The 18,736-nt window shown below is 71.8% G+C and carries 24 protein-coding genes; 12 read left to right on the forward strand and 12 right to left on the reverse strand.

The features are described 5' to 3' along the window. Positions 1-48: 48 nt before the first annotated feature. From G3I41_RS06985 to G3I41_RS07000, 4 genes are all read left to right on the forward strand, one after another. Positions 49-600, forward strand: a complete 552-nt coding sequence (locus G3I41_RS06985; RefSeq protein WP_164399425.1) for a hypothetical protein — start codon at positions 49-51, stop codon at positions 598-600. Beyond that, positions 597-1,145: a hypothetical protein gene (locus G3I41_RS06990; protein WP_164399426.1), complete on the forward strand. Its 549-nt coding sequence runs from the start codon at positions 597-599 to the stop codon at positions 1,143-1,145. Before G3I41_RS06985 ends, G3I41_RS06990 begins: the two co-directional genes overlap by 4 nt. Beyond that, positions 1,142-1,801, forward strand: a complete 660-nt coding sequence (locus tag G3I41_RS06995) for a hypothetical protein (RefSeq protein WP_164399427.1) — start codon at positions 1,142-1,144, stop codon at positions 1,799-1,801. Before G3I41_RS06990 ends, G3I41_RS06995 begins: the two co-directional genes overlap by 4 nt. Positions 1,802-1,919: 118 nt before the next feature. Then, positions 1,920-3,164 (forward strand): Cmx/CmrA family chloramphenicol efflux MFS transporter, encoded by a 1,245-nt coding sequence (locus G3I41_RS07000; protein WP_164399428.1) that lies wholly within the window; start codon positions 1,920-1,922, stop codon positions 3,162-3,164. Positions 3,165-3,233: 69 nt separating this feature from the next. On the opposite strand, the gene G3I41_RS07005 is transcribed toward G3I41_RS07000, so the two are convergent. Beyond that, a complete protein-coding gene (locus tag G3I41_RS07005) occupies positions 3,234-3,509 on the reverse strand; it encodes a DUF4031 domain-containing protein (protein ID WP_164399429.1) in 276 nt (91 codons plus the stop codon). Between the two features lie 4 nt (positions 3,510-3,513). Continuing rightward, a complete protein-coding gene (locus G3I41_RS07010) occupies positions 3,514-3,906 on the reverse strand; it encodes a hypothetical protein (RefSeq protein WP_164399430.1) in 393 nt (130 codons plus the stop codon). A gap of 115 nt (positions 3,907-4,021) precedes the next feature. Between G3I41_RS07010 and G3I41_RS07015 the strand changes: the two genes are divergently transcribed. From G3I41_RS07015 to G3I41_RS07025, 3 genes are all read left to right on the forward strand, one after another. Further along, entirely contained in the window at positions 4,022-4,939 is a 918-nt protein-coding gene (locus G3I41_RS07015; protein ID WP_164399431.1) for a MurR/RpiR family transcriptional regulator, read from the forward strand. Positions 4,940-5,018: 79 nt separating this feature from the next. Then, the gene (gene murQ, locus G3I41_RS07020) at positions 5,019-5,981 is read left to right on the forward strand and encodes an N-acetylmuramic acid 6-phosphate etherase (RefSeq protein ID WP_164399432.1); all 963 of its coding nucleotides are present in this window, start codon (positions 5,019-5,021) and stop codon (positions 5,979-5,981) included. 44 nt (positions 5,982-6,025) lie between these two features. Further along, positions 6,026-7,537: a PTS transporter subunit EIIC gene (locus G3I41_RS07025; RefSeq protein WP_164399433.1), complete on the forward strand. Its 1,512-nt coding sequence runs from the start codon at positions 6,026-6,028 to the stop codon at positions 7,535-7,537. Between the two features lie 56 nt (positions 7,538-7,593). On the opposite strand, the gene G3I41_RS07030 is transcribed toward G3I41_RS07025, so the two are convergent. From G3I41_RS07030 to G3I41_RS07050, 5 genes are all read right to left on the reverse strand, one after another. Then, entirely contained in the window at positions 7,594-8,199 is a 606-nt protein-coding gene (locus tag G3I41_RS07030) for a Uma2 family endonuclease (protein WP_164399434.1), read from the reverse strand. 112 nt (positions 8,200-8,311) lie between these two features. After that, positions 8,312-9,145: an inositol monophosphatase family protein gene (locus tag G3I41_RS07035; protein ID WP_164399435.1), complete on the reverse strand. Its 834-nt coding sequence runs from the start codon at positions 9,143-9,145 to the stop codon at positions 8,312-8,314. A gap of 9 nt (positions 9,146-9,154) precedes the next feature. After that, on the reverse strand, positions 9,155-9,523 hold the full coding sequence (locus G3I41_RS07040) for an amidase (RefSeq protein ID WP_343242077.1): 369 nt from the start codon (positions 9,521-9,523) through the stop codon (positions 9,155-9,157). A gap of 44 nt (positions 9,524-9,567) precedes the next feature. Continuing rightward, positions 9,568-9,807 carry a hypothetical protein gene (locus tag G3I41_RS07045; RefSeq protein ID WP_164399437.1) on the reverse strand — a complete coding sequence of 80 codons (240 nt, stop codon included), beginning with the start codon at positions 9,805-9,807 and terminating at the stop codon, positions 9,568-9,570. After that, entirely contained in the window at positions 9,804-10,040 is a 237-nt protein-coding gene (locus G3I41_RS07050; RefSeq protein ID WP_164399438.1) for a hypothetical protein, read from the reverse strand. Before G3I41_RS07050 ends, G3I41_RS07045 begins: the two co-directional genes overlap by 4 nt. Positions 10,041-10,153: 113 nt before the next feature. Here G3I41_RS07050 and G3I41_RS07055 point away from each other — a divergent pair, with 113 nt between their 5' ends. The 4 genes from G3I41_RS07055 to G3I41_RS07070 all read left to right on the forward strand — a co-directional run bounded on the left by G3I41_RS07055 (position 10,154) and on the right by G3I41_RS07070 (position 12,617). Continuing rightward, complete coding sequence (locus tag G3I41_RS07055) at positions 10,154-10,996, forward strand: helix-turn-helix transcriptional regulator (protein WP_164399439.1); 843 nt, start codon at positions 10,154-10,156, stop codon at positions 10,994-10,996. Then, entirely contained in the window at positions 10,977-11,243 is a 267-nt protein-coding gene (locus G3I41_RS07060; RefSeq protein WP_164399440.1) for a DUF397 domain-containing protein, read from the forward strand. The genes G3I41_RS07055 and G3I41_RS07060 overlap by 20 nt, the downstream gene beginning before the upstream one ends. 62 nt (positions 11,244-11,305) lie before the next feature. Continuing rightward, the gene (locus G3I41_RS07065) at positions 11,306-11,572 is read left to right on the forward strand and encodes a DUF397 domain-containing protein (protein ID WP_164399441.1); all 267 of its coding nucleotides are present in this window, start codon (positions 11,306-11,308) and stop codon (positions 11,570-11,572) included. 91 nt (positions 11,573-11,663) lie between these two features. After that, positions 11,664-12,617, forward strand: a complete 954-nt coding sequence (locus tag G3I41_RS07070; protein ID WP_164399442.1) for an erythromycin esterase family protein — start codon at positions 11,664-11,666, stop codon at positions 12,615-12,617. Here the strand turns inward: G3I41_RS07070 and hemC are convergent. Next, positions 12,614-13,546, reverse strand: coding sequence for a hydroxymethylbilane synthase (gene hemC / locus G3I41_RS07075; protein WP_164399443.1), 933 nt, complete (start codon positions 13,544-13,546; stop codon positions 12,614-12,616). The two genes, G3I41_RS07070 and hemC, sit on opposite strands and share 4 nt — an antisense overlap. A gap of 335 nt (positions 13,547-13,881) precedes the next feature. Here hemC and G3I41_RS07080 point away from each other — a divergent pair, with 335 nt between their 5' ends. Further along, on the forward strand, positions 13,882-14,676 hold the full coding sequence (locus G3I41_RS07080) for a hypothetical protein (RefSeq protein WP_239081511.1): 795 nt from the start codon (positions 13,882-13,884) through the stop codon (positions 14,674-14,676). A 114-nt stretch (positions 14,677-14,790) separates the two neighbouring features. On the opposite strand, the gene G3I41_RS07085 is transcribed toward G3I41_RS07080, so the two are convergent. The 4 genes from G3I41_RS07085 to G3I41_RS07095 form a co-directional block, all read right to left on the reverse strand. Continuing rightward, positions 14,791-15,156, reverse strand: a complete 366-nt coding sequence (locus G3I41_RS07085; RefSeq protein ID WP_164399445.1) for a peptidoglycan-binding domain-containing protein — start codon at positions 15,154-15,156, stop codon at positions 14,791-14,793. Between the two features lie 328 nt (positions 15,157-15,484). Further along, positions 15,485-16,117, reverse strand: coding sequence for a 1,4-alpha-glucan branching protein (locus G3I41_RS07090; protein ID WP_164399447.1), 633 nt, complete (start codon positions 16,115-16,117; stop codon positions 15,485-15,487). A gap of 91 nt (positions 16,118-16,208) precedes the next feature. Continuing rightward, positions 16,209-16,331: a hypothetical protein gene (locus G3I41_RS37360; protein WP_275408391.1), complete on the reverse strand. Its 123-nt coding sequence runs from the start codon at positions 16,329-16,331 to the stop codon at positions 16,209-16,211. 467 nt (positions 16,332-16,798) lie between these two features. Next, on the reverse strand, positions 16,799-18,736 hold a 1,938-nt coding region (locus G3I41_RS07095), incomplete at its 5' end, for a glycosyl hydrolase family 28-related protein (protein ID WP_164399446.1).

Here is an 18,736-nt window from a genome sequence, read left to right on the forward strand (position 1 = left end):
GGGCCCCTTCGCGGCCCCGTTGTCACTCCCCCTGTCTACGCTCACCGCATGACTTGGATCGACAGTGCGTGCGAGTTCCCGGGCCACGAGGTCAACCTCGTGTTCGCCCGGGGCCTGTCCCGGTCCGCGCTCGTCTCGGGGCTGCGGGAACAGCAGCGGGAGGCGCTTGCCGAGGGGGAGGCGGGGGATTGGACATGGGCCGTCCATGAGATGGCCAACTGGGAGATCGAGGACTACGACAACATCGACTACACCCGCCTCTGTGCGTCCGGAGGCGAGATCGTGGTCATCGTGACCGAGCCGTGCAGCGCCAAGGCGCACGGGCCGGACTTCACTTACCTGCGTGACGGGAAGTGGATCGTCCACTTCAGCTTCGAAGACGTGGAACAGCGCGTCGGCGACAACCCCGATCACATGTCGGCCGAACTGCTCGCCGCGAACCTCATAGGCCCCGACGCGGAATGCCTCGCCTGGGAGACCGATCCGGCCCACGACTGCGACGAGCACGACGCCGACAAGGAGGACCGGATCGTTCGCGCGATAGCCGCCTGTTTCGGCCTTCCCTCGCCGCCGCTCGCCCGGGAGGTGGCGGCGCTGTGACCGCACCCTTCATCGCGGCGGACACGTTCGTCACGTACGCCAGGGGCCTCGGCCTACCCGCCCTGAGCGGCATCTACTCCGGCCTGGGCCTCCCCGCCCGTACGGCGGGCGCGGCCGACGGCTGGGTCTGGCTGACGCACGACGCGGCCACGCACACCGGCGGCGACCTCGCGACCCAAGCGGGCTACCTCACCGGATTCCGTTACGAGGAGCGCTTCGGCAGCCCCAACCCCCTGGAGACCGTTTTCCTGGCCTCCACCCCGGCCTGCGAGTGCCCGCACGGGCAGAACTACCTGGTTCCGCACTGCGAGGCCCACCCGTTCCACTTCATCCACAGCAGGCGCGGTTTCTCGACCACGTACTTCAACATGGGCGCCCGCCGCGAGACCCGCCGCCACGGCGACCTGCTGGTACGCGAGCTGCTGGCGGCCGGGATCGTCGGCCGGGAGACCCCGCGTTACGAGGCCGAGCCCGGGTTCAACGCGGACGGCGCGGTGACCCTGCGGATCATCACCGACCACTTCGGCCTACCCTCGACCGCATGACGGACGACCGCGCGCAGTACGAGGAAGCGCTCCGCACCCGCTGGCACGACACCCTCGTCGCGGCCCGGGGCGGGGCGGACGGCCCCGATCCGCTTCCGTACGCCGACAACCTCCTCGCCCGCTGGGCCGAGCCGCAGCGCAGGTACCACACGACCGCCCACCTCGCGGCGGTCCTGGACCGCGTCGACACGCTCGCCGGGCATGCCGCGGACGCGTACGCCGTACGCCTGGCGGCCTGGTTCCACGACGCCGTGTACCGGCCCGACCGGTCGGAGAACGAGGAGCGCAGCGCGGTGCTCGCCGAGCGGGCGCTCGCGGAGGCCGGGGTGCCGGACGCGGTGACCGGGGAGGTCGCGCGGCTCGTCCGGCTCACCGTCACGCACGACCCGGCCGCCGGGGACACCAACGGAGAGGTGCTGTGCGACGCGGACCTGGCGATCCTGGCGGCGGCGCCGAAGGAGTACGGGGAGTACGCGGCGCAGGTCCGCGAGGAGTACGGGTTCGTGCCGGAGGAGGCGTTCCGGGAGGGCCGGGCGGCGGTGCTGCGGCAGCTCCTGGGGTTGCCGCAGTTGTTCCGTACGCCGTACGGGAGGAGGGAGTGGGAGCCGAAGGCGCGGCAGAACCTGCTGACGGAGCTGGAACTGCTTTCGCGCTGACCGGGAGGGGCCGGGGGCCAGAGGCCGGCGGCCGGCAGCCGTCGGCCGGGGAATGTCAGGAACGTTTCCGCTGTTGCCACCTGTCATGCCTGACTCCGCCGTGCGTGCCCCGTCCCGTATGCCCCTGGCCGTATACATCCTCGGCCTCTCGGTCTTCGCCCTGGGCACGAGCGAGTTCATGCTCTCCGGGCTGCTGCCTCCGATCGCCGACGACATGGACGTGTCGATTCCGCGCGCCGGACTCCTCATATCCGCGTTCGCGATCGGCATGGTGGTCGGCGCCCCGCTGCTCGCCGTGGCGACGCTGCGGCTGCCGCGCCGCACCACGCTCATCACGCTGATCTCGGTCTTCGGCCTCGGCCAGGTCGCGGGCGCGCTCGCGCCGACGTACGAGGTGCTGTTCGCGTCCCGCGTGGTCAGCGCGTTCGCGTGCGCCGGTTTCTGGGCGGTCGGGGCGGCCGTCGCCATCGCGATGGTGCCGGTGAACGCGCGCGCACGCGCCATGGCCGTGATGATCGGCGGCCTGTCGATCGCGAACGTGCTGGGCGTCCCGCTGGGCGCGTTCCTCGGCGAGAACCTGGGCTGGCGGTCGGCGTTCTGGGCGGTCGGCGCGGCCTCGGCGGTGGCCCTGGTCGGCGTGGCGACGCTGATCCCGCGCATTCCGCTGCCCGCCGAGAAGCCGCAGCTCAAGCGGGAGATGGGCATCTACCGCGACCGCCAGGTGTGGCTGTCGATCGTGATCACCGCCCTCGCGGCGGGCGGCGTGTTCTGCGCGTTCAGCTACCTCGCGCCGCTGCTCACGGATGTCGCCGGTCTCGACTCCGGCTGGGTGCCGACCGTGCTGGCGCTGTTCGGGGTGGGCGCCCTGGTCGGTACGACGATCGGCGGCCGGGTCGCGGACGCGCACCTCTTCGGGGTGCTGTTGAGCGGAATCGCCGCGTCCACGGTCTTCCTGGCGGCGCTGGCGCTGTTCGCGTCGAACCAGGCGGCGGTGATCACGCTGTCGTTCCTGCTGGGCCTCTCGGCGTTCTACACCGCGCCCGCGCTCAACGCCCGGATGTTCAACGTGGCGGGCGCCGCGCCGACGCTGGCGGGGGCGACGACGACCGCCGCGTTCAACCTGGGCAACACGGGCGGGCCGTGGCTCGGCGGCACGGTGATCGACGCGGACTTCGGCTTCGAGGCGACGGCCTGGGCCGGGGCGGCGATGACCGTGGCGGCACTGGTGGCCGTGGTGTTCTCGCTGCGGCTCCAGCGGTCGCGCGGCTCGGCGGCCTCCCGGCTGGTGGCCCAGGGCGCGGGGGCGGGGGCGGGGGCGCCCAAGGGGGCGCCGGTGGAGTCGACGGAGTGCGCGACGGGCTGAGGCGTACAGCGCCGAGGCATACCGCGCTGAGGCATACGCCTCGATGGCGTACGGCGGGGCTTGAGGGGCTTACGGCTTCGGCGCCGGGCGCCCCTTCGGCCGCCGGAGCCCGGCCTCGGTCAGCCGCCGGACCAGCTCCTTCGAGCCGATCTCCCGCGCCCCGGCCCGTACCGCGTCCTCGTAACTCGCGGCCGGGATGTCGTAGTGGTCGCGCTCGAACGCCCGCGCCGGGGCGCCGATGGACGCCGCGAAGGCGTGCAGTTCCTCGAACGACACATCGCTGACCAGGTGCGACCAGAGGCGCCCGTGGCCGGGCCAGGTCGGCGGGTCGATGTAGAGCGTCATCGCCTCACCGCCGGAGTATGCCGCTGAGCGCGCCGACCGGGGCGACCGCCACGGCGGCCTTGGTGCAGACCCAGTGCGGGTGCGGCCCGAGCTCAGGCTCGACGTCCAGCGCGTGCGGGTCGCCCGCGTCGCAGACCGGGCAGAGCGGCCAGCGGCCGTACCGCTCCAGAAGCGCGTCCTGCACGTCCTGGGCGATGAGGCCGACGACGAACTCCGCACCCTCCGGCCACTGCTCCACCCACCACCGGCGGTGCGTCACCGCGTCCTCGACCATGGACACGATCTGCGCCTCGGCGACGTCTCCGGCGGCGAGGTCGGCCATGACGAGGGCGCGGGCGGTGTGCAGCGCCTGTTCCAGGCGGTCGGGCCGGTCGGTCTCCGGGGGATTCTGCTCCATGCAGCCATTGTCCACCCGCCCAGCGGACGGCCCCCCGGCGCAACGTCAATCGCTTCTTTCAAAGGTCACACCAAAGAGGGTTGACGGGCCCGGGGCTTGAAAATATCTTTCAAGGGTGACCCATGACCTGAAGGAAAGTTTCATTCCGGACTCGCCGCCGGCCCCGGCGGCCCTCGCCGCCAAGGTGCGGACGCTGGCGCCGTCCATGACCCGCTCGATGCAGCGCGTCGCCGAGGCCGTCGCCGGCGACCCGGCGGGCTGCGCCGCCCTGACGGTCACCGGTCTCGCCGAGCTGACGGGCACCAGCGAGGCGACGGTGGTCCGCACCGCCCGCCTCCTGGGATATCCGGGCTATCGCGACCTGCGCCTCGCGCTCGCCGGTCTCGCCGCCCACCAGGAGTCCGGCCGCGCTCCCGCCGTCACCGCGGACATAGCGGTGGACGACCCCATCGCCGACGTGGTCGCCAAGCTGGCCTACGACGAGCAGCAGACCCTCGCCGACACGGCCGCCGGGCTCGACACGGTGCAGCTGGGCGCCGCGGTCGCCGCCGCCGCCACGGCCCGCCGGATCGACATCTACGGGGTGGGCGCGTCCTCCCTCGTCGGCCAGGACCTGGCCCAGAAGCTGTCCCGGATCGGCCTCATCGCCCACTCCCACACGGACCCGCACCTCGCGGTGACCAACGCCGTGCAGCTCCGCTCCGGCGACATGGCCATCGCGATCACGCACTCCGGCTCGACGGGCGACGTCATAGAGCCGCTGCGCGTCGCCTTCGACCGGGGCGCGACGACGGTCGCGATCACCGGCCGCCCCGACGGCCCCGTCACGCAGTACGCGGACCACGTGCTGACGACGTCCACGGCGCGCGAGAGCGAGCTGCGCCCGGCCGCCATGTCGAGCCGCACCAGCCAGCTCCTGGTAGTCGACTGCCTGTTCATAGGCGTCGCCCAGCGTACGTACGAGACGGCCGCCCCGGCCCTCGCCGCCTCCTACGAGGCGCTGGCCCACCGCCACACCCCGCGCACCCGCTGACCGTCACCCGGACGCCTCCGGCAGCACCCCGCACCCGCCCCGCACCCGCACGCCGTACGAGAAAGCAGAGCCGCTCCCGATGACCTCCCTCACCGACGCCGACGCCACCCCCGACGGCTACGGCGAGCTGCGCGCCCAGCTCGCGACCCTCACCACCGAGGCGTTCCGCCCGGAGCTCGCCGAGATCGACCGGCTGGCCACCGCGGAGATCGCCCGGATCATGAACGGCGAGGACCAGACCGTCCCGGCCGCCGTCGCCGAGCGGCTTCCCGAGATCGCCGCCGCGATCGACGCCACCGCCGAGCGCATGGCCCGCGGCGGCCGGCTGATCTACGCGGGCGCGGGCACCGCGGGCCGGCTCGGCGTGCTGGACGCCAGCGAGTGCCCGCCCACGTTCAACACGGACCCGGCCGACGTCATCGGCCTGATCGCGGGCGGCCCGTCCGCCATGGTCACCGCCGTCGAGGGCGCGGAGGACAGCAAGGAGCTGGCCGCCGCCGACCTGGAGGCGCTGGAGCTCACCGCCGACGACACCGTGGTCGGCATCTCCGCCTCGGGCCGCACGCCGTACGCGATCGGGGCCGTGGAGCACGCCCGCGCGAAGGGCGCCCTGACCCTCGGCCTGTCGTGCAACGCGGACTCCGCGCTGGGCGCCGCCGCCGAGCATCCGCTGGAGGTCGTCGTCGGCCCCGAGCTGCTGACCGGCTCCACCCGGCTCAAGGCGGGCACGGCGCAGAAGCTCGTGCTCAACATGATCTCGACCATCACGATGATCCGCCTCGGCAAGACGTACGGGAACCTCATGGTCGACGTGCGTGCCTCCAACGAGAAGCTGCGGGCCCGCTCCCGGCGCATCGTCGCGCTGGCCACGGGCGCGCCCGACGAGGAGATCGAGGCGGCGCTCGCCGCCACGGACGGCGAGGTGAAGAACGCCATCCTGACGATCCTCGGCCAGGTCGACGGCCCCACGGCCGCCGCGCTCCTGTCCGAGTCGGACGGCCACCTCCGCGCCGCACTCGCCGCCGCCCCCCGCACCACCTGACCCACCCCGCACCACGTCCCCCGCACAGCAAGGCACCACGCACCATGGCTACAGAAGACAAGAACCGCGCCACTGCCGCCGCGATCCTTCCGCTCGTCGGTGGCGCCGCGAACGTCAGCTCCATCGCCCACTGCATGACCCGGCTCCGGCTCGGGCTGCACGACCGTTCGCTCGTCCAGGACGACGCGCTGAAGGCCGTCCCCGCGGTCATGGGCGTGGTCGAGGACGACACGTACCAGATCGTCCTCGGCCCCGGTACGGTCGCCCGCGTCACGCCGGAGTTCGAGAAGCTGGTCGAGGAGGGCAAGGCCGAGGCTCCCGCCCCCGCCCCGGCCGGCGCCGCCCCGCTCACGGCGGAGGAGCTGGCCGCGCAGGGCGCCGAGATGAAGGCGGCCCGCAAGGCGAAGAACGCGACGCCGTTCAAGCTGTTCCTGCGCAGGATCGCCAACATCTTCGTGCCGCTGATCCCGGCCCTGATCGGCTGCGGCATCATCGCCGGGCTCAACGGCCTGCTGGTCAACCTCGAATGGCTGCCCTCGGTCACCCCCGCCCTTGCCGCGATGGCCTCCGGCTTCATGGCGCTGATCGCGGTCTTCGTCGGCTACAACACCGCGAAGGAGTTCGGCGGCACGCCGATCCTGGGCGGTGCGGTGGCGGCGATCATCGTCTTCCCGGGCGTCGCGAACATCGAGGCGTTCGGCCAGAAGCTCGCCCCCGGCCAGGGCGGCGTCCTCGGGGCCCTGGGCGCGGCCGTCCTCGCGGTGTACGTGGAGAAGTGGTGCCGTCGCTGGGTGCCCGAGGCGCTGGACGTGCTGGTCACGCCGACGCTGACGGTCCTCGTCTCGGGCCTGGTCACGATCTTCGGCCTGATGTACGTGGCGGGTGAGGTCTCCACCGCGACCGGCGACTTCGCGGACTGGCTGCTGTCCAACGGCGGCGCGGGCGCGGGCCTGATCCTGGGCGGCTTCTTCCTCCCGCTGGTCATGCTGGGCCTCCACCAGGCCCTGATCCCGATCCACACCACGCTCATCGAGCAGCAGGGCTACACGGTCCTGCTCCCGATCCTCGCCATGGCCGGTGCCGGGCAGGTCGGCGCGGCCATCGCCACGTACTTCCGCCTCCCGCGCAACGAGTCGATCCGCAAGACCATCAAGTCCGCCCTGCCCGCCGGCTTCCTGGGCGTCGGCGAGCCCCTGATCTACGGCGTCTCGCTCCCCCTGGGCCGCCCGTTCATCACGGCCTGCGTGGGCGGTGCGTTCGGCGGCGCGTTCGTCGGCTTCTTCAACCAGCTGGGCGACGCGGTCGGCTCGACCGCGATCGGCCCGTCGGGCTGGGCCCTGTTCCCCCTGCTCGACGGCAACCACGGCCTGGGCGCCACGATCGCGATCTACGCGGGCGGCCTGGTCGTCGGCTACCTCGCGGGCTTCCTCGCCACGTACTTCTTCGGCTTCAGCAAGGGACTCCTGGCGGAGTTCAACGTGAGCCAGGAGGAGCCGGCCCCGACGGCCACGCCGAACCCGGCCCCGGCAGCCCAGAAGGCACCCGCGTCGGTCTGACACACAGCACGAAGCGGCGGCCCCTCGACCGAGGGGCCGCCGCTTTGCTGTTCCCCTCAGACCGGAAAGCCGTCCGTGGGCAGCGTGACGTCGAACGGCGCGGGAAGCGCGAGCGGCTTACCGAACGGCACCGCGTCCGCGTGCTTGTACGTGCCGTGCCCGCCCGGCTCCGTGAACAGGGTGGCCATGGCGCCCCGGGTGTCCAACCGGTCGATCAGCAGGTACATCGGCACCCCGGCCCGGGCGTAGGCGCGGTACTTCTTCGTACGGTCCTCGCGGGCGTTGCCCTTCGAGGTGATCTCCACGACGAGGAGGGCTTCGGAGGCGTCCATGGGGGCGCTGACGTCGGGATCGGCGGCGTCGATCAGCTCGGACGGCATCACCACGAGATCGGGGACGTAGAGCTTGTCGAGCGGGGCGACGTGCACGCCCAGCGTCTGGTAGACCCCCAACTCGTCGGGTAGGTTCGCGTAGAGACGGCGCTGCACCCTTTCGGCGATCCCGTTGTGATGCGCGTGCGGCGGCGGTACCAAGACGATCTGCCCTTCGTCGATCTCGGCGCGCCACCCCTCGGGCACGTCCAGTTCCTGCCAGGTGCGCAGGAGGTAGTCCCACTGGCGGCCTTCAGGGCCCTGCTGGTGTTCGACCATCGCGGCGGTCATCGCGGGTCCCTTCTTCTGAAGCCTGTCCGGGGAGCGTGGATCGGCGGTTTCGCGGCATGGGGCCGCATTCCTCAGCGTCCCACGTTCGTGTGAGCGACGCACCGAGCGCCGCTCACCGTTGCCTCTGGACCAGCCCCAGCAGCACCCCGTGCGTCTCCCGGTCCGCAGCCACCACCAGCCCGCCCGCGCCCCGGTCCACCGGCCGGCCGTCGATCCCCGTCACCACGCAGCCCGCCGCCTCGCAGAGCGCGATGCCCGCCGCGAAGTGGACGCTGTCCAGGCGGAGGCCCGGGCCGCCGTCGGTGATGTACGCCGCCCGGCGCCCCGCCGCCACCCACGCGACGGCCACCGTGCTGGAGACGACGCGCGGGCGGAAACCGGCCCCCGCGCCACTCCCCGAGAACTCCGGCGCGACCAGCAGCTCCGCCGCACGGAACTCCGCCCCGTGCGGGAACGGCGGGTCGAGGTTCAGGTCCACCAGGCGGGAGCCCGCCGAGGGTATGAGGCGCTCGTCCCGGCCGTCCGCACCCCGGACCCACGCCCCCGCCCCGTCCGTCCAGAAGACCTCGCCGCTGAACGGATCGGCCGAGGCCGCCGCCACGATGCCGGAAGAGGCGTCCCGCAGCGCGACGTTCACCGCGACGAGCATGTTGCCCACCGCGTAGTTGAGCGTTCCGCACAGCGGGTCCACCAGCCACCGGCGACCCGCCCCGGCCGCCCCCGTGGCCCCGCTCTCCTCACCCGTCACCGCGTCATCGGGCCGGGCCGCGCGCAGCACGTCGAGGACGGCCTCCTCCGCCGCGATGTCGGCGGCCGTGGCGAAGTCACCGCCACCCTTCTCGTACCGCGCCAGCGACGCCCCGTACATCTCGCGTACGACGGCCGCCCCCGCCGACGCGGCCCGCAGGGCGACGTGCGCATCGCTTTCCGTGTCCATGGTCACCATCCCCGCAGGCTAACGGTCACTCTGCGAGCGCCCGGCGGCTGTGCGCAGGAACCGCACCAGGTCCTCGACCCCGTAGCCGAGCTTCGGCCCCCGCTCGGCCGCCATAAGGAGCAGTTGGCCGACGATCTCCGCGCCCCACCCGTCCGTGCCGTCCGACGACCACTCCCACAGCTTCTCGATTCCGAGATCGGTCATCAGCAGGCCGTGCCCGGTCCTGATCTCGGCGCACACCTCGGCCACCGCGTCGAGCAGGGTCGCGCCCTGCCGTTCGCAGGCGAGCCCGAAGTACGCGCCGAACTCCTCGACCCGGCACCCCTCCGGCGGGGCCGCCCTGATCGCCTCGTACTCCGGGCAGTCCGGGCGTGGCCGCCGCCCCACGGGGCAGTGGATCAACGTGAACCGGTGCCCCCTGGAAGGCACCGTCACCTCGGCAACTGCCCTTCCCGGTTGATCTCCGTCACCCGCGCCCGCAGCACCGCCCCCGGCGGCGCCTGCCGTACGGAGTCCGCCGGGCAGTCCCACGCCGGCCCACCGCCCGGGGGCCGCAGCCGCACGTACGGCCCGACGCGCCCCAGCACCCGGCCGATCCGGCCGTCCCGTACATCCACGGCGAACGACCCCGGCTCCGGCGTACAAGCCTCCAGGCCGTCCCCGCCCGTCATGAGGCCGCCGCCTTCTCCGCCAGCACCCTGCTGAGCTGCTGCGCCGCCGCGAGGTTGCAGCGCCCCAGGTCCACCAGGACCGCCGGGTCGTCACCCGCACACGAGGCCGCGTCGATGCGCAGCGAGGGCAGCTTCACCCCGGCCCGCGCGAAGCCCTCTCTCAGCGACGCCACCACCTCCTCGGCCTCCCGAATCTTCGCCACTGCCGCTCTGCGCCGTTCCGTAGTCGTCATGATCCATTCCTTCCACACTGAGTAACGACGATGCATACCCAGAGTGGTGATTCTCTCGCTAGCCTGGAAGAGGCGCAGGCCCAACAAACGCACGTGTGCAACAGGGAGTTGTCATGCCAGGTCCCAGGAAGCTCGACCCCTCGTCATCCCCCCGAGCCCTCCTGGGCGCCGAACTCCGCCACCGAAGAGAACGCGCGGACCTCTCCCAGAGCGAACTTGGCGCTCCGCTGTTCGTCAGCGGCTCGTTCATCGGTCAGCTGGAGTCCGGGGTCCGGCGCATGCAGATGGACCAGGCGGTCAAGTTCGACGAGATCCTGAGCGCGGACGGCTTCTTCAAGCGCAATTGCGCGGCACTGAAGAAGTCGAAGTACCCGGACCACTTCGCGGAGGCGGCCGAGGCGGAGGCCCGCGCGACGGAGATCAGGGAGTACGCGCCGCAGCTCATCCCGGGTTTGTTGCAGACAGAGGCGTACGCGCGAGCCCTGTTCCGAGGGGGTCTTCCCACCGCTACGGAGTGCGCGATCGAAGAAGCAGTGGCGGCACGACTCGAACGCGGACACATCCTCACTGATCCAACCACGCCGTTGTTGTGGGCCGTGTTGGATGAGGCAGTGTTACGCCGACGGGTAGGCGGACCGAAGGTCATGGCGGCGGCTCTCCGCCACATCGCAAAACTAGCGACGCAGCGTCGAATTGTCGTGCAGGTGTTGCCCTTCTCGGCCGGTGCGCACACGGCCATCGAAGGCTCGCTCAAGCTGATGACATTCGCCGACGCCCCACCGCTCGCTTACCTACAAACCTTGGGAACAGGGCAGTTGCAGGACGATCCAGCAACGGTCCGCCAGTACGAACTGACCTACGATCTGGTCGTGGCCAGCGCGCTCTCACCGGCAGCGTCCCTGGCGTTGATCGAGTCGGTGGCGGAGGATTACGAGCATGAAGCACAAGGGCATTGACCACGACTTTTCCACGGCCGCCTGGCAGAAGTCCTCGTACAACGATGCCAGTGGTGGAAACTGCGTAGAGGTCGGCACCTGGCGCAAGTCCACGTACAGCGGTCCGAGCGGCGGGGACTGCCTCGAAGTCCTCGACGGCATCCCGGACATCATCCCCGTCCGCGACTCGAAGGTCATCGACGGCCCAGCGGTCGTGTTCGCAACGGCCGCCTGGCAGCAGTTCGTCACCGACCTCAAGCACGGCTGACCTGTGGGGCCTGGTTCGAGTTCCGGGCCCACGACCACGACGAACGGTGGAGGGCTACGAGCATGAAGCGCAGCGGTTCTGACTACGACCTGTCCACGGCCATCTGGCGCAAGTCCAGCTACAGCGGCGGCAGCGGCGGCGACTGTGTAGAGGTCGCCACCTGGCGCAAGTCCACGTACAGCGGCGGCGACGGCGGCGACTGCCTCGAAGTCCTCGACGGCATCCCCGACGTCGTCCCCGTCCGCGACTCCAAGGTCACCGACGGCCCGGCGGTCGTGTTCGCAACGGCCGCCTGGCAGCAGTTCGTCACCGACCTCAAGCGCGGCTGACGCGGCGAGAACCGGAAGCCGGTACCACTGACGGCGGCGGTGGTACCGGCCCCTTGACCTCAACCATGCTTGAGGCAACACGATCTCTCCCATGCAGACAGCTACGGAATGGATCAGGGAGAACTCCCGCGCGCTCACCGCGCGAAAGCCCGACGAGCCGTTGGACGACCTGCGCCCGCTGGCCCCGCTGGTGCGCGACGCGAGAATCGTGGCGCTGGGAGCCGCCACCCGGCAGACGCGCGAACTGTCGGTGACGGCGCACCGGATCGTGCGCCTGCTGGTGGAGGAGGAGGGGTTCCGGAGCGTCGTCCTGGAGGGTGACGATCCCGGCAGGCTCGGCCTGGCGGCCTACGTGGCCACCGGTGCGGGAGACCCGGCAGCCATGCTGGCGGAGGCGCGGGCGTTCTGGCGGACCGCCGAGATCCACGACCTCGTCCGGTGGATGCGGTCGCACAACGAGCGCCACCCGGACGACCCGGTACGTCTCGCGGAGCCACCGGCCGCACAGGCGAGCGCCCTGGCGGAAGCGGAACGCGCACTCGCCGACGGGGCGGCCTGGTGGCAACGCCACACGGGAGACAAGGTCGTCTACTGGGGCGGCATGGCGCACACCGCCATCGGCAACCCGCGCACCGTGTCCGTGTCCCCCTCCGCGCCGCCGCAGACGCACCAGAACATGGGCGGTTACCTGCGTGAGCGCATGGGAACGGGCTTCCGTTCCATCGGCCTGACCGTGGCGCACGGTTCGATCGGCCAAGCCCTGCCCGCACCGCACCCGGACTTCGTGGACAGCACACTGAGCGCGGCCGCCGGGAACAGGCGGGCCTATCTCCTGGACCTGGCCCTCCCCCGCCCCGAGCCGGTGCGCCGCGTCCTGGACGCCCCGACCCGTACACGCTTGATCGGCCCGTCGTACGACCCCCGGCACGACGACTCCCACCACATGTCCGGCACCTCACTCACCACCTGGTTCGACGCCGTCGTCCACACCGAAGAGGTGACGCCGCAGGGGCCCCTGCCCCAAGGGCCGACCCTCGCCGCCTAGTGCGCGATGCCGTCGATCACGTCGCGCGCCCCCTGCCGGAGGAGGGCGACGGCGACGGACGTGCCGAGCGTGGCCGGGTCGAGGCGGCCCGCCCACTCGTGGGCGTTGAGCACGGTCTTGCCGTCCGGGGAGAACACGCAGGCGCGGAGCGACAGTTCGCCGTTGCCCTCGACCCGGGCGAAACCGGCGATCGGGCTGTTGCAGTGGCCCTGCAGGACGTGCAGGAGCATCCGCTCGGCCTGCGTCTCCCGGTACGCGTCGCGGTCGCCGAGCGGGCTGATGACGTCGATGAGTTCGGTGTCGCCCTCGCGGCACTGGAGCGCGAGGACTCCGGCGCCGATCGGCGGCATCATCGTCTCGGTCGAGAAGACCTCGGTGATGACGTCGGTCCGGCCGATTCGTTCGAGACCGGCGGCGGCCAGGATCAGTGCGTCGGCGTCGCCCGCGTCGAGCTTCGCCAGACGGCTGTTCGCGTTCCCGCGCATCGGGACGCACTCCAGGTGCGGGTACGCGGCGGCGAGCTGGGCGATGCGGCGGACCGACGAGGTCCCGATCCGGGTACCGGCCGGGAGCTGGTCGAGGGTGAGGCCGCCGGGGTGGATGAGCGCGTCGCGGATGTCGTCCCGCTTGAGGAAGGCCGCGAAGGTCGTGCCGGCGGGAAGGGGCCTGTCCGCCGGGATGTCCTTGACGCAGTGCACGGCGAGGTCGGCCTCCCCGGCGAGGAGGGCCGCGTCGACCTCCTTGGTGAACGCCCCCTTGCCCTCGACCTCACTGAGGTCGCCCATCCACTTGTCACCGGTCGTCTTCACCGGGAGGACGGCGGTCTCGACGCCGGGACGGTGCGCGGCCAGCTCGGCGCGCACGCGCTCCACCTGAGCGAGTGCCATCGGCGAGTCCCGGGAAACGATGCGAATCAGATCAACCGGCATAAGGGCACGATAGACCCGCAGCTCCGGCGCTTCCATTCTCCGCGCGCCCTTCCCGCCCCGGGGCTCAAGCCCTGAGTTCCGAGCGCCTTTTGAATGGATTGGTTGGGCGGGCCTTTACCCACCCACCCGCCCCCGTTACCCGCAAGGGTTCACTTTTCGCGATCAAGTTGCGACGGACGGTAGGCACGCTTTAGCTTCAGCGAGGACATAGACCTAAGACGGCCCCCACCGGTGCGCGAACACCGCCAGGGGCCTGACCACCTCGATCGAAGGCTGACGGAGACGATCAGATGGCTGACGACCAGTCTAGTAGCGCGCCCTTCCCCGGCCACCCGATGGCGAGCCCCGGATACGGCAAACGTTCCGCCCCGGACCAACGCCCCCGTACGGGACAGGACTTCACGCACCTCAACCCCCGCGACGCGGCCATCGCGGCGTACATCGACGGGCTGTGCGACGGCGCGGACATCTCCGTGAAGACGCTGGCCAAGACGCTTCCGTACGGGCAGTGCGCGATCCGGACGTCGCTGAACCGCCTTCAAGAGGCGGGGCACCTGCGCCGGGGCAGCGAGTGCGTGGCGAACGGGACGAACCTGCTGTGGGTCACCCGGACGTTCTTTTCCCGCACCGCGCGCGACGACACCTGGTGGGCGGGCTTCAGCCGGGGCGACGTACCCGAGGAGACCCGGCGGGAAACGCGTTCCAAGGCGTTCATCCTGCTGGCGGCGCTGGGCCGCAAGGCCCCCGTGCTGTCGCTGTCGCACCACGACTGCGTGGCGCTGGAACCGCAGACGTCGGAGTGGCTGAGCAGGGGGGCCACGGAGACCGACATCCTCCGGGCCCTCACCGCCGGGCTCCCCGACCGGATCCACCACCCGGCGGCCTTCGTGGCCAAGCGCCTCCAGACGAAGCTGCCCCCGGCCCGCGAACCCCGCCCGGTCCTGCGGACCCTGGAATGCAGCGAGTGCCGGGCCCCCGGCACCGCCGACGCGCTCCCCGGCGGCAAGTGCCGCCCCTGCGCGGGCCATCCCACCCGCCGGACCCCGACCCTCCCCACCCAACAGGTCCGCGCCAAGGCCCGCGCCGTACGAGCGGGCCTGATCCCCAAGTCGGACCGCCCCAAGCGCTGAGCCACCACGGGTGGGACGTGAGCACGCGAAGTCACGGCGCTCGTGACGGCCCGGAACACCGCCGCCCCCGCGCCGGGTGACGGCACGGGGGCGGCGGTGGGGCCTCGGGGCAGGTCAGTGGGTGGTGGGGATGAGCGTCGGGCAGACCTCGCCCTCGATCAGGCCGCCCGAGTACTTGAGGTAGTCGTAGTAGAGGACGTCACCGGTCCTCGGGCCGACGATGCCGTCCGCCGAGAGGCCGTGGTGGCGCTGGAAGTCGGTCAGGGCCGCGTACGTGGCCTGGCCGTACACGCCGTCACGCACGAGGTTGTATCCCGCCAGCTCCAGCCCCCGCTGCACGCAGACCACCGCCGTACCGCGCTGATCGGGCTTGATGTACGCGACACCCACGTCGGCCTGGGCGACGCCGGCGAGCGAGGTGACGGCGATGGCGGCAGTGCCGAAGGCGACGGCTCCGCGCCGGAGAACGGTCTTGAACATGGAAGGTTTCCCCCATCTCGTAAGCGGTCACGAGCTGCCCCGGCAGGGCGGTCCGTGACTCGGACAGGGCTCCATGCTCGGGACCCCGCCACCCGTCCCACCAGGACTTCCCGTCCCAGAGACATCCCGGGCCACGGAGGACGAACCGACCGGGACGTCCACCCGCGTCCCGGTCGCGTCCCGGTCGCGAATCCCGGCGCGGGACGCATGCCCCTATCGCCTATCCGAGAAGAACGACCGTTTCATCCAGGGGTCGGGAGCCGGCCGGCCCGCCGAATGGGTCGTTCCCCCCGGCCGCGCCGACCGGTGAGTCCCGGCCTCCGGGCCGCTACGCCGTACGCACCTCCGCGAACGCCCCCCGCACCTCCGCGTCCTCCGGCGTGCGCCAGGGGCCGGACACGTGGCCCGGCGCGCCCTCCGGTGCGTCGGTGGCAGGTCGCAGGACGCGGTTCACGTGGAGGACCGCACCCGGGACGGGCAGGTCCGTGCCCTCCGGGGTGTCCGTCGCCCCGGGGGTCGCCGGGCCGAAGGGGGCGCCGCTGCGGGCGTGCGTGATCGTCGGGTCCGGGGTGTCGCTCACGCTCTGGGCCTGGGGTTCCGCGCGGCCGTCCAGCAGGGCGAGCAGCTGCGCCACCAGGACCGGGTCCTGGCAGCCGTCGTACACCCAGCGCTTCCCGAGCACGCCGTGCGTGCTCATGCCGATGAGGGCGTCCTCCGCGCCTTCGAGCGCCGCTCCACGGTAGGTGAGCGGCACGAAGTACGGCACCGGCTCGGCGCCCGAGGTGTCGGTGACCACCATGAACTCGATGCCCACCTCACCCTGCGGGTCGTCCAGCCGGAATCCGCCGGACCTGACGAGGGCCGGGGCGGCGGAGCCCACGTACCAGGGGCGGGTCGGAAGCCAGGTGGTGAGCAGTTCGAGCTTGGTCGGCGACAGGGTGGTGCGGTGGATGACGGCCATGCCGGAGGTCTCCCGTGGGTCGCGTGGGTGGCTGGTCATCGTACGCACGGGGCCAGTTGTCGGCCCCGCCCGCCGACTTGAGCGCACGCCTTCAGGCCGACTCTTCCTGCGCGGCGCGTCGGTCCGCAGCGGTTGCACGGAAGCCGCCGAGCCGGACGATGCCGCGCCCGGCCAGTTCGGATCGCCGCAGTAAGGTGAAGGTCGGCTCGGGCACCGCGAGGATTCCTACCAAAGAGGTCGGGTGGCGGTATGGGTCGACGAACTCATGACACGTATTCCGGGCCTTTCTCTACGCAGGCTCCTCCTCTGCGGGTCCGCACTGGTGGCCGCGGCCCTCGTGACGGTGTGTACGGGCGACGCCGACGGCCCGAGCACATCACCGAGCGGTCGGGCCGGGAGGCAGAGCCCTCGGACGCGTCCGCCACCCGTGACGACAGGCTGGGCGAACAGGTCGAGAAGACTCTCGGTCTCGACGGCCACGGTAAGGATCGACGGTGACCGAGTGGGGCGAGCCACCGGAATGGTCGGGTGGCGCCTCGACAAGGTGAAGACGGCTGACGAGTAGGCCGCGACCGCCACAGCCCGCCGCCACAGCCCGCCGCCACGGCCCGCCGCCGGCGCCCATCTCGCGGGCTCCGGCGGCGGAACCACGGGTGAGGTCCGCCCATCAGGCGGCAACGGTCACCAGCCGGACGGCGCCGGGGGCGGGACCACCTCCGGGCGGTCGTCGCAGGTGATCGTGTTCGGCAGCAGCCACGGCGCGAGCCAGCCGCCGTCGTTGCCGCCCAGGTCCGTGAGGCCGAACTCCGAACCGGTCGACGGGAAGTTGAACGAGCCGCAGTTGTTGACGCCCACCGCGCCCACGTTGCGCGCGTCCACGTTCTCGAAGGTGGCCCCGCCCGCCGCGCGGGCGCTCAGCACCGAGGTGCCCGTGCCGTCGACCCGGATGTCCTTGAAGTGGATGTTCTCGATGACGTACCGGTCCTTCACCGCCCAGTCCGAGACCAGCATGACCGCGTTGTACGTGCTGTCGAGGAAGTCGTTGCCCGTCACCCGGATGTCCGCGCCGTCGATGCTCCGGTCCAGGGCGTAGACCCACAGCGCGCCGAGCCCGATCTTCCAGTTCAGCTCGAACGTGCCCGCGCGGACGGTGGTGTTGCGGGCCAGGTCCACCTTCCCGGCGAAGGGCTCGGCGCCGAAGCGGGAGCCGAGGTGCAGCGCGCTGCCCTCGCGGACCGGGTCGGCGACGAGGTTGTCGGAGACGGCGATGTCGCTGCCGCCGTAGATCGCGATGCCGTTGGCGAGGACCGGGGTCTGCACGGTGTTGTGGTCGAAGGTGTTGCGGGCGTTCGTGGTCTTCTCGGCCCACATCGCGAGGCCGTCGTCGCCCGAGTTGCGTACGAAGGTGTTCGTGACGCGTGAATCGGTCACGCCGGTGTGGAAGTTGATGGCGTCCGCGATCTGGTCCACGATCACGGTGTCGGAGACCTTGAGGTTCCTCATCGGGCCGTCGAACCACATGCCGACCTTGGTGTGGCTGATGTGCAGGCCCTCGATGGACGAATCGCTCATCGCGCCGCCGATCGCGTTGACCTGGTCGGTGTCGACGCGCTCGCGCACGTCGCCCTCGATGGCGAAGCCCGACAGATGCACGTCGCGGCTGCCGCCCTCGGCCGCGGACTTCCCGTAGAAGCCGACGCCGGTGTGCGTGGACCCGTCGGCGGCGGGCTCGGCGAGGGCGACCTCACGGCCCTTGATCTTCGTGTACCAGTTGCCCGCGCCGGTGATCGTGACGTCGTCCACCAGGATGTGCCGGTCCACCCGGTACGTGCCCGGCGGGATGTACACCTTCAGATGGGCGCGCCGGGCGAACGCGATCGCCTTCTCGATCGCCCCCGCCGCGTCCCGCCGCCCGGTCGGGTCGGCCCCGAACGCGAGGACGTTGGCGGCGAGCAGTTCGACGTGCGGCAGCCCCACCCGCTCGGAGTCCAGCAGGTCGATCACCGTCCACGCGGCCCGGCTGCCGGCCGGCACGGTCAGCCGTACGGTGTCGCCCGCGCGGTACGTACGGCCGAGCAGGAGGCGCTGCTCGTCGTAGAAGTGGCTGGGCCGGAACGGCTTGTCCACGACCGGGGCGGGCGTGGTCGCGGCGGGCACGCAGCCGCACTCGGTGATCCACCAGTCGGGGTGGAGGAGCCCGGCGCCCGGGTCGTTGGAGAACGGGTACTGGTTGTACAGCCAGGAGTACCGCGAGGTCAGCGTCATCGTGGACCGTTTGTGGCCGTTCACCGAGACGTCGAGCGGCGCCGTGATCCCGCCGCCGCCCGGCGCGTCCGGGATGCTGTAGCGCACGGTGATCGCGTCGGCCGCCGCGGGCAGCGTGAACTCCACGTGCTGCCCGGGCGCCAGCCGGACCGCCCGACGCCCCGACGCCTCGGACGGCAGGGTGTACGCGTCCCGGTCCGGCCCGATCACCATCCCGTCGGTCACCGCGTTCTCGGCCTCCTGCTCCGCGAACGCCACCTTCGCGCCGCGCCCCTGCACCAGCGCGGGATCGAGGGCGGCGCGCGTGACGACCGGGGCCGGGGCGGCGGGGGTCCGGGGCCCGGCGAGCGCGGG

This window comes from Streptomyces sp. SID9727, from assembly GCF_010550605.1.
Lineage (GTDB): Bacteria > Actinomycetota > Actinomycetes > Streptomycetales > Streptomycetaceae > Streptomyces.

What these genes read in the sequence shown, in the direction of transcription:
- G3I41_RS06985 (WP_164399425.1), top strand. Translation starts at nt 49, where the DNA reads ATGACTTGGATCGACAGTGCGTGCGAGTTCCCGGGCCACGAGGTCAAC.
- G3I41_RS06995 (WP_164399427.1), top strand. Translation starts at nt 1,142, where the DNA reads ATGACGGACGACCGCGCGCAGTACGAGGAAGCGCTCCGCACCCGCTGG.
- G3I41_RS07000 (WP_164399428.1), top strand. Translation starts at nt 1,920, where the DNA reads ATGCCCCTGGCCGTATACATCCTCGGCCTCTCGGTCTTCGCCCTGGGC.
- G3I41_RS07005 (WP_164399429.1), bottom strand. Translation starts at nt 3,509, where the DNA reads ATGACGCTCTACATCGACCCGCCGACCTGGCCCGGCCACGGGCGCCTC.
- G3I41_RS07010 (WP_164399430.1), bottom strand. Translation starts at nt 3,906, where the DNA reads ATGGAGCAGAATCCCCCGGAGACCGACCGGCCCGACCGCCTGGAACAG.
- murQ (WP_164399432.1), top strand. Translation starts at nt 5,019, where the DNA reads ATGACCTCCCTCACCGACGCCGACGCCACCCCCGACGGCTACGGCGAG.
- G3I41_RS07025 (WP_164399433.1), top strand. Translation starts at nt 6,026, where the DNA reads ATGGCTACAGAAGACAAGAACCGCGCCACTGCCGCCGCGATCCTTCCG.
- G3I41_RS07030 (WP_164399434.1), bottom strand. Translation starts at nt 8,199, where the DNA reads ATGACCGCCGCGATGGTCGAACACCAGCAGGGCCCTGAAGGCCGCCAG.
- G3I41_RS07035 (WP_164399435.1), bottom strand. Translation starts at nt 9,145, where the DNA reads ATGGTGACCATGGACACGGAAAGCGATGCGCACGTCGCCCTGCGGGCC.
- G3I41_RS07045 (WP_164399437.1), bottom strand. Translation starts at nt 9,807, where the DNA reads ATGACGGGCGGGGACGGCCTGGAGGCTTGTACGCCGGAGCCGGGGTCG.
- G3I41_RS07050 (WP_164399438.1), bottom strand. Translation starts at nt 10,040, where the DNA reads ATGACGACTACGGAACGGCGCAGAGCGGCAGTGGCGAAGATTCGGGAG.
- G3I41_RS07055 (WP_164399439.1), top strand. Translation starts at nt 10,154, where the DNA reads ATGCCAGGTCCCAGGAAGCTCGACCCCTCGTCATCCCCCCGAGCCCTC.
- G3I41_RS07060 (WP_164399440.1), top strand. Translation starts at nt 10,977, where the DNA reads ATGAAGCACAAGGGCATTGACCACGACTTTTCCACGGCCGCCTGGCAG.
- G3I41_RS07065 (WP_164399441.1), top strand. Translation starts at nt 11,306, where the DNA reads ATGAAGCGCAGCGGTTCTGACTACGACCTGTCCACGGCCATCTGGCGC.
- G3I41_RS07070 (WP_164399442.1), top strand. Translation starts at nt 11,664, where the DNA reads ATGCAGACAGCTACGGAATGGATCAGGGAGAACTCCCGCGCGCTCACC.
- hemC (WP_164399443.1), bottom strand. Translation starts at nt 13,546, where the DNA reads ATGCCGGTTGATCTGATTCGCATCGTTTCCCGGGACTCGCCGATGGCA.
- G3I41_RS07080 (WP_239081511.1), top strand. Translation starts at nt 13,882, where the DNA reads ATGGCGAGCCCCGGATACGGCAAACGTTCCGCCCCGGACCAACGCCCC.
- G3I41_RS07085 (WP_164399445.1), bottom strand. Translation starts at nt 15,156, where the DNA reads ATGTTCAAGACCGTTCTCCGGCGCGGAGCCGTCGCCTTCGGCACTGCC.
- G3I41_RS07090 (WP_164399447.1), bottom strand. Translation starts at nt 16,117, where the DNA reads ATGGCCGTCATCCACCGCACCACCCTGTCGCCGACCAAGCTCGAACTG.